The sequence below is a fragment of the Acinetobacter sp. ANC 4779 genome, assembly GCF_004331055.1.
Lineage (GTDB): Bacteria > Pseudomonadota > Gammaproteobacteria > Pseudomonadales > Moraxellaceae > Acinetobacter.
On sequence record NZ_SJNU01000023.1, the window covers coordinates 1 to 7,513 of the forward strand.

At 41.6% G+C, this 7,513-nt stretch carries 8 protein-coding genes and 1 pseudogene; 8 read left to right on the forward strand and 1 reads right to left on the reverse strand.

Annotated elements, in window-relative coordinates; translation table 11 throughout:
* The first annotated feature begins 369 nt into the window (after positions 1–369).
* From E0H80_RS16480 to E0H80_RS16505, 6 genes are all read left to right on the forward strand, one after another.
* On the forward strand, positions 370–1,278 hold the full coding sequence (locus E0H80_RS16480) for a VacJ family lipoprotein (protein ID WP_131367536.1): 909 nt from the start codon (positions 370–372) through the stop codon (positions 1,276–1,278).
* A 155-nt stretch (positions 1,279–1,433) separates the two neighbouring features.
* Positions 1,434–2,402 carry an RsbU family protein phosphatase GigA gene (gene gigA / locus E0H80_RS16485; RefSeq protein WP_131367538.1) on the forward strand — a complete coding sequence of 323 codons (969 nt, stop codon included), beginning with the start codon at positions 1,434–1,436 and terminating at the stop codon, positions 2,400–2,402.
* A gap of 113 nt (positions 2,403–2,515) precedes the next feature.
* Positions 2,516–3,034 carry an anti-anti-sigma factor GigB gene (gigB, locus tag E0H80_RS16490; protein ID WP_131367539.1) on the forward strand — a complete coding sequence of 173 codons (519 nt, stop codon included), beginning with the start codon at positions 2,516–2,518 and terminating at the stop codon, positions 3,032–3,034.
* A 22-nt stretch (positions 3,035–3,056) separates the two neighbouring features.
* On the forward strand, positions 3,057–3,881 hold the full coding sequence (locus tag E0H80_RS16495; RefSeq protein ID WP_131367541.1) for a carbon-nitrogen hydrolase family protein: 825 nt from the start codon (positions 3,057–3,059) through the stop codon (positions 3,879–3,881).
* Positions 3,882–3,999: 118 nt separating this feature from the next.
* Positions 4,000–4,425, forward strand: a complete 426-nt coding sequence (locus tag E0H80_RS16500; RefSeq protein ID WP_131367543.1) for an organic hydroperoxide resistance protein — start codon at positions 4,000–4,002, stop codon at positions 4,423–4,425.
* 201 nt (positions 4,426–4,626) lie between these two features.
* Entirely contained in the window at positions 4,627–4,980 is a 354-nt protein-coding gene (locus E0H80_RS16505) for a DUF4951 domain-containing protein (RefSeq protein ID WP_131367546.1), read from the forward strand.
* Between the two features lie 19 nt (positions 4,981–4,999).
* Here the strand turns inward: E0H80_RS16505 and gspE are convergent, their stop codons facing one another.
* The gene (gene gspE, locus E0H80_RS16510; RefSeq protein ID WP_131367548.1) at positions 5,000–6,487 is read right to left on the reverse strand and encodes a type II secretion system ATPase GspE; all 1,488 of its coding nucleotides are present in this window, start codon (positions 6,485–6,487) and stop codon (positions 5,000–5,002) included.
* Positions 6,488–6,595: 108 nt separating this feature from the next.
* On the opposite strand from gspE, the gene E0H80_RS16515 reads away from it, so the two are divergent.
* Together E0H80_RS16515 and E0H80_RS16520 are read left to right on the forward strand one after the other, a co-directional pair.
* Entirely contained in the window at positions 6,596–7,408 is an 813-nt protein-coding gene (locus tag E0H80_RS16515) for a hypothetical protein (protein ID WP_416224602.1), read from the forward strand.
* Positions 7,409–7,416: 8 nt separating this feature from the next.
* Positions 7,417–7,513, forward strand: a pseudogene (locus E0H80_RS16520) (mechanosensitive ion channel family protein); the annotation flags it as partial.

Sequence of the window (7,513 nt, forward strand, 5' to 3'; positions counted from 1 at the left end):
TGATTCGTCACCAGCAAGCTAGGTCGGCTATACTACTCTCTTCTCAAGAATAGTCAACAGGTTTTATTGATTATTTCCAAACTTCTTCAAGACTTCCAGATTTAAACCCTTTAGGCTAAATCCTTGTTTCTCAACAAGTTTTAATCAACATCACCGCCGATGGATACGCATTATAGGCGAAAAAAATCCTCACGCAACCCCTTTTTTCACCTTCCCTGATCATCAGGATGTTTTTTAATCATTTTATCTTCTTTACTACATATTTTGATCAAATTTGTTTTAATACTCTCTTTCAAAGAACTGTTAATATACTTTATTAGGTATTTTCAGCTTTAAGCACTAGCTTACTATAGAGCTCTAGGATTTTTTATGCGTCACTTTGATTATGTTTGGGCTAGCCTTCTATCCTTAGGATTGATTTCCCCTGTATTTGCAAATGATTCGATGGATACTTCTGAATCTTCAACAACAGATAAGCTAAAAATATCTTCTACTGAAAAAACTCAAACAGCTCAACATCCGCGGCTTGAAGCATTAAAAGAATTAAAAAATGTCACAGCAAACGATTTAAAAGTAAATGCAAATGCAACCCAACCTGACAGTCAAAAAGATCCATTACAACCCTTAAATAGACAGATTTTTACTTTTAATGATATTCTGGATCGTCATGTAGCTCGTCCTTTAGCCGTTCAATACAAGAATAAAGTACCCACTGACGTTCGAGGCTCGTATCGCCAGTTTCGCAAAAATTTAGGTGAACCTTGGAATGTAGTCAATCAGCTGATTCAAGGCCGTCCTCTTCGTGCTGCGGAATCTTTAGGACGATTTACCATTAACACCATTACTACTTTAGGCTTTGCAGATCCAGCTCGACGTCTTGGACTAACTGCGGAAGAAGAAAATTTCGGAACTACCTTAGGTTATTATGGTATTCCTTCAGGGCCTTATGTCGTATTACCCATCTTTGGTCCCAGTACATTTCGAGATACGGTGGGTATAGTAGTAGATGGTCAGGCACGTCCACAGAAATATATTTTAGAAGATCATGATGGTCTTTATTGGGCAGAGCAATCTTTACGTGGTATTGATGCCCGCTCACAACTTTTGGATATAGAAGATGTTTTACAAGGCGATAAATATGCCGCTATTCGTGATATTTACTTGCAGCGTAAAAATTTCGCCATTGCAGAAAAAAAAGGTCTAGAATCCGAAAGTCTGTTTATTGAAGATGATTCAGAGGGTACTGAAGATGAAATGCCAGAAGATAATCAAAACTAAACGACGGATGAAATGCAAAACGATGAGATAAACACCACCACTTAAGTCTTTTTCATTGATTAAAAATATGATCACTAGAGCGTCTTTCTTTGCTGATCATTAGCTTGTTATAGTAGAGCTATACGTTATCACTTTAAGGATCATACAATTTCTTTATGTATTTCATTCAACCGACTCGCAATATTCCTTATTTAGATCAGGTTCTAAGTACGCTTCCAAGTGTACAAATGATTCACATAGAAGATATTGATTTGTATGATCCCACAATTTTAGCCATTGCGGATGTACAAGACTATCTGACGCATCAGTGGTCACTACCTACCATTGTGCTGGCTTTTGAAAATGAAGGCACCGCTTTAGCCCAAGCTTGGGAGCTGGGTGCTTTAGCGGGTTGGATCTGGAATAAATTGCCAAGCGACCCCGAAGCCTCATTACTCAAAATTGATGCACAATACAAACGTAATCAAGATAGTCGTGACCTACCCTCAGCTGCATATTTACAACAGTGCCTACTTCCCAATCCGATTGAACTGATGAATTATAAAGTTGAAACCTTGTTTCAACCTTCTGCATATCTGTCAGGTGATTGGTACGATTACTGGAAAATCAGCGATAAAGAAATCATGTTTTATCTGGCTGATGTTTCTGGGCATGGCGTTGCCAGCAGTTTATTAACTTCCTGGATGGCGGCTTTTCATGGTCGCTCTAAAACACCGCGCGAGTTGATTAAAAAGCTCAACGGAATGCTAGTTCAAGAAAATATTGAAAAACATATTACAATGATCGCCGGGGTTTTAAATTTAGAAACGCATCAGCTACGTTGGTCCAGTGCCGGACATTATCCTCCTGCAATTATCTTTGAACCGAACCAACCACCACAGATTTTAAATACCAGCAGCTTTCCTTTGGGACTTACCGAGGATCTTGAGGTTGAAGAGTTTGAATGTGTGTTGAATCGTCATGCCCGGTTTATTATTTGTTCAGATGGTGCACTCGAACCTTATAATGGCGGACTGAATGAACAATTTGAAAAATTAGTCTTCGATTTGCAGAATCACTCCTACCAAGCACCGGAACACGTTGCAGATGATATTGCGATCCTAAGTTTACGCCGAATGAATTAATCATATAATCAATACGTTAACTTTAAACTAAGCCATATACGACCCTAGAGCACTTGAGTCTATAGTGGCCCTATGTGATAATTTTACAATCCTTCTCTTCAAATGGCATTTATATGTCAACAGGTCATGTTGAATATGCAAGCTTGAATGGAACGCATATTTTTAAGCTTATTGGCGAAGTGCGTGCCCAATCTTGTATCAGTCTAGACAAACTCCTGAGTAAAATTGAACAGCAATCAAATGTCGTTGGGGCAATCGTAGATTTAACCCAAACCACATTCATTGACAGTACTGTTTTAGGCATACTTGCCAAGCTTGGTTTAAAGCTGAAGCAAATTCACCAAATTCAGGCAGTCATGCTATCTACCAATCCGGATATTACTACCTTAGCCAATAGTATGGGCTTGGGTCAGGTTTTTGTGATCTTAAATTACTGCGGTGATCCAAAACTATGTACCCGCGAATTAATAGAAGGACATATTACCCATAATGCCATGTTAACCACTGTTTTAGAGGCACATAAGACATTGATGAAGTTGAATGAAAATAACCAAAACATGTTTGAGCCCTTGGTTAAGCAACTACAAAAAGAACAAGACACTATTGAAAAAGTGTCTCAACAAAACGTATAAAAATTATTTTTAGAGCCTCCTCATGACTTTACTCTCTGTTGTACAAATGAATTCCCAAGATGATATTGAAGCCAATTTCATCTTGATCGAGTCATTGATACAACAAAGTAAAGCCGATGGCGCAGAGCTGATTGTTTTCCCTGAAAACTTTGTCTGTTTTGCAGGGGGAAAACAACGCGAAACTGCTACGCAGTTTGAAGCCCTTCAACAGCGTCTGGAAAAACTTGCGCATCAATATCAAATCTGGATTGTGGCGGGCACGCTCCCATGTCCGTTCCGTCCAGATGGTTCTGTTATTACCGATGGTCGTGTCCGTACAGTCAGTTTATGTATTAGCCCAGAACGTACTGAAGCGCGTTATGACAAGATTCATTTGTTTGATGTGCAAGTCGGTGATGCTGTCGGTGGTTATCAGGAATCCAGATTCTTTGAACCCGGTACAGATGTGGTTGTTGCCAAAACACCTTTCGGCAATATTGGTTTAATGGTGTGCTATGACTTGCGTTTTCCTGAGCTCGCACTCACTTTACGTAATCAAGATGCCCATATCCTGACAGCACCTGCGGCATTCACCTACACTACCGGTCAAATGCATTGGCAATTACTCCTTCAGGCACGTGCAATGGATAGCCAATGCTATGTCTTGGGCGCCGCCCAACAAGGTTGGCATGGAACAAAACGTCAAACGTGGGGTCATGCAGGTGCAAGCAATAGTCGCGGTCAAATTTTAGACATCATCCAGAGTGAAGGTGCGAGCTTAATTACAGTGCCTTTTGATCGGGTTGAACAAGAGACTGTGCGAACATCAATGCCTCTAATGCAGCACCGTAAAATTGTCAATTTCTAATTCAACTCAGTGTTAAAATCGAAATTTTCGCTTTATAAAAATTACAAAATCACTGCTTATTCTTCCATCAAAATCCCACACGATAACAGCTCATATCAAATTTACAGGGATTATAAAAATGGCTTTAGAAAAAGCGGTCTATACAGCAAAGGCGAAAGCAACCGGTGGACGTGATGGACGTGCAACATCATCCGATGGAATTTTGGATGTTCAGTTGGCCGTGCCTAAAGAAATGGGCGGACCGGGCGGTGGCACCAATCCTGAACAGCTTTTTGCAGCAGGTTATTCAGCCTGTTTTCTCGGTGCGATGAAATTTGTGGCCAACCGCGATAAACTCAATATCAGCAAAGACGCCTATATTGAAGGTGAAGTGGGTATTGGCCCTATTCCGACTGGTTTTGGCATTGAAGTGACCTTGAATATTCATTTAGAAGGCATGGATCAGGCAGAAGCACAAAAGCTGGTCGATGCTGCGCATATTGTCTGTCCTTATTCCAACGCAACACGTGGCAATATTGATGTAACCCGCAATGTGATTACTTAAGCAAAATCTGATCCTATCCTAAAATCGAACTGATCCTTTTAGGATAGGATGTATTCATCAATTTCATAATTTAAAAAATATAAAAACCCAGACTTGAAATACATAATAATTTTTATTTAAATGAACTAACTTTATTGATGTTTAAATACCTTCTGATTAGCTCCCTGTTCTTTTCCATCTCAATTGCTATCTTTTGCAGAGATGAATATTTCTGAAAAAATTCAATCTCAGCTCCAATCTCTGGTCAAGCCAAACATTCAAGGTTTAGAAATTCCGTCTACCCCCAACAACATGAAATTGCCTGAATTTGATCAAGGGATTATTGGCTGGCGAACTGGGTCTGATGCTGCAGACGTGCGTCTGAATTACAGGACTAAAAAAGAGGTCGAGAAACTAACAATCCAACAGGTGGCTTTAGAAATAGTTCAAAGCTGGCAGAAATTTTATGACAATGAAACCCGGCGCAATGCAGGTAATCCAGCTGCTCCATTTCGCGCACAACTGATAAAAAAATTGCCGAGCTTTGCTAAGTTCGGCAATTTATCAAAAAAATGAAAGGCAAAAATATCTCGCGTTAATCGGCTGCTTCATTGGTGACACGAAGTACTTCTTCTAAAGTGGTTTTACCTGCTATTACTTTACGTAAACCATCATCGCGAATCGAGCCAGACTGTTTACGTGCATAAGCTTCAATTTCATATTCCGCAACATGACCATGTATCAGACGACGCATTTGATCATCGACAGGAACAATTTCATAAATGGCCGTACGCCCCATAAACCCGGTATGCGAGCAGTGGTCGCAGCCTTTCGGTTGCGGCAACTTCAGTTCATTACCAACGTCTAAATGACGGAAAATTTCGGTTTCAAAAGCATCCGCTTCATGCCAGGTTGCACAACGTGGACATAGAGTCCGCACCAGACGCTGCGCAATGACCCCAATTAGAGAACTCGCCAGCAGAAATGGTTCAATGCCCATATCTTTTAACCGCGTGACCGCACCAATGGCAGTATTGGTATGTAGTGTAGATAAAACCAAATGACCGGTTAAGGAAGCTTGTACTGCAATTTCCGCGGTTTCCAGATCACGAATCTCACCGACCATGACCACATCAGGATCTTGGCGCAACATCGCTTTTAAAGCCCGTGCAAAGGTCATATCCACTTTGGTATTGACTTGGGTTTGTCCAATGCCTTCAAGTTGATACTCGATCGGATCTTCGGCAGTCAAAATGTTTTTTGAGCCATCATTCAGGTCTGACAATGCCGCATACAAAGTTGTGGTTTTACCTGAACCGGTAGGCCCGGTCACCAAAATAATGCCATGCGGACGATGTACCAGATGAGTTAAACGTTCATAATCTGGCTGCATCAGGCCCAAATGGGTCATATTCAAACGCCCGGCCTGCTTGTCCAGTAAACGCATCACCACGCGTTCACCATGCGACGATGGCAAAGTCGATACACGGACATCCACTTCACGTCCAGCCAGTCTTAAAGACATACGGCCATCTTGCGGCACGCGTTTTTCGGCAATATCCAGTTTTGCCATGACTTTAATACGTGACACCAAAAGTGGTGCCAATTCACGACGCGGCTGGACAATTTCTCGCAGCTGACCATCGACCCGTAAACGCACGGATAATTTTTTCTCAAAAGATTCAATATGAATATCCGATGCACCGACGCGGATCGCTTCCGACAATAATGCATTGATCAAACGAACAATGGGTGCGTCATCTTCCTGATCCATCAGGTCTTCAGCTTCAGGCACCGAATCTGCCAGACTGAGTAAATCGGGATGATCTTCCAGACCTGCGGCAACCTGTTGCGATTCACCGGTATCTCCGGCAAAGCTTGAACTGAGCAATTGATGAAACTCTTGTTCGCTACATAATTGATGTTGTGCAACATGACCTAAATAGCGACGTGCTTCTTGTATAGCCGAGGATGGCGTATTTTCACGGCGCACAATAAATGCCTGATCGCCTTCGTATCGAAGCAATACGCCATGACGCTTGGCAAAACTATAGGGTATTTGTAATTGTTTAAGTATTTGCATCAAAGTTTATAATGATGAATAAATTGATTTGAGTGTACTCTAAGCATAAGACAGCGTGAAGTCTGTTTTTACTGATTAAGCAAGAAAGGAAATGTGTCGTTGTCTAAAATCAATGAATTGATCGAACCCGAGCACCCCAATTTAAAATGGTGGGGTGAACACACTTTTGAATTGAATCAGCCTAAAGCATGGCAGTTTGGTTCACTGTTGTTTCGTCTGACCCGAGGACTACAAGAATGGCGAATGGAATTTCACCGTCCTCAGTTTCAGTATGACTATGAACAAAAGTGGCATCAAATTGAAGATCCCAATTTTGGTTTTCCACAACCCGTGCAAGTAGAACGCTATATGTTCAAGTCAACGCAAAATAAGTTACAGCTTATGCCGCGATTGGCCAATCGTTCCGTGGTAATCAAACCGGTTGATCCCATTTATATTCCTGCGGGACAACGCGGGACGCTGTATATCAGTACACCGTTATGGATTGCCGGTTTTGTAGAAGGACAAAAAGATCCGCTGTTTGATATTCCTGTGATTTTGCCCAAAGACACTTGGTTTGGACCGAATCATCGCACTGGGGAAATTTGCTATGCCACTGCGGTTGATGGCCGGACTGAATTGCATCAGTTAAAACCACGTGCTTTTCGTGCTGTAACCCCAATTGAATTTCATAATACCAGCCATCAACAGTTACGTTTTGACCGGATGAATGTGCCTGTTTCTGCACTTCCCCTATTTTATAGTGAAAGTACCGGACGGTTATGGACTTCACAAATTAAAGTCATGCATGAAAGTTTGGAACGACCGCCGAGAATTCGGATTGAAAACCGTACCCCGCCCCATGCAGGTGAAGTGATGTATCTGCATCCGCCACGCGCTCCCGCCAGTGCTTTGTTTAATATGTTTGATTCATTTTTCTAGGGGGCAATATGGCAGATTCAAATATTCCAAAAGAAATCACCCAAAGTGTCAAAGGTATCTTCACCAATATCAATACGGAACGTCTCACTGAAATTTTAGTGGCGG

Excerpts from the sequence above, each read along its gene's own strand:
- E0H80_RS16480 (WP_131367536.1), top strand. The coding sequence starts at position 370 with ATGCGTCACTTTGATTATGTTTGGGCTAGCCTTCTATCCTTAGGATTG.
- gigA (WP_131367538.1), top strand. The coding sequence starts at position 1,434 with ATGTATTTCATTCAACCGACTCGCAATATTCCTTATTTAGATCAGGTT.
- gigB (WP_131367539.1), top strand. The coding sequence starts at position 2,516 with ATGTCAACAGGTCATGTTGAATATGCAAGCTTGAATGGAACGCATATT.
- E0H80_RS16495 (WP_131367541.1), top strand. The coding sequence starts at position 3,057 with ATGACTTTACTCTCTGTTGTACAAATGAATTCCCAAGATGATATTGAA.
- E0H80_RS16500 (WP_131367543.1), top strand. The coding sequence starts at position 4,000 with ATGGCTTTAGAAAAAGCGGTCTATACAGCAAAGGCGAAAGCAACCGGT.
- E0H80_RS16505 (WP_131367546.1), top strand. The coding sequence starts at position 4,627 with ATGAATATTTCTGAAAAAATTCAATCTCAGCTCCAATCTCTGGTCAAG.
- gspE (WP_131367548.1), bottom strand. The coding sequence starts at position 6,487 with ATGCAAATACTTAAACAATTACAAATACCCTATAGTTTTGCCAAGCGT.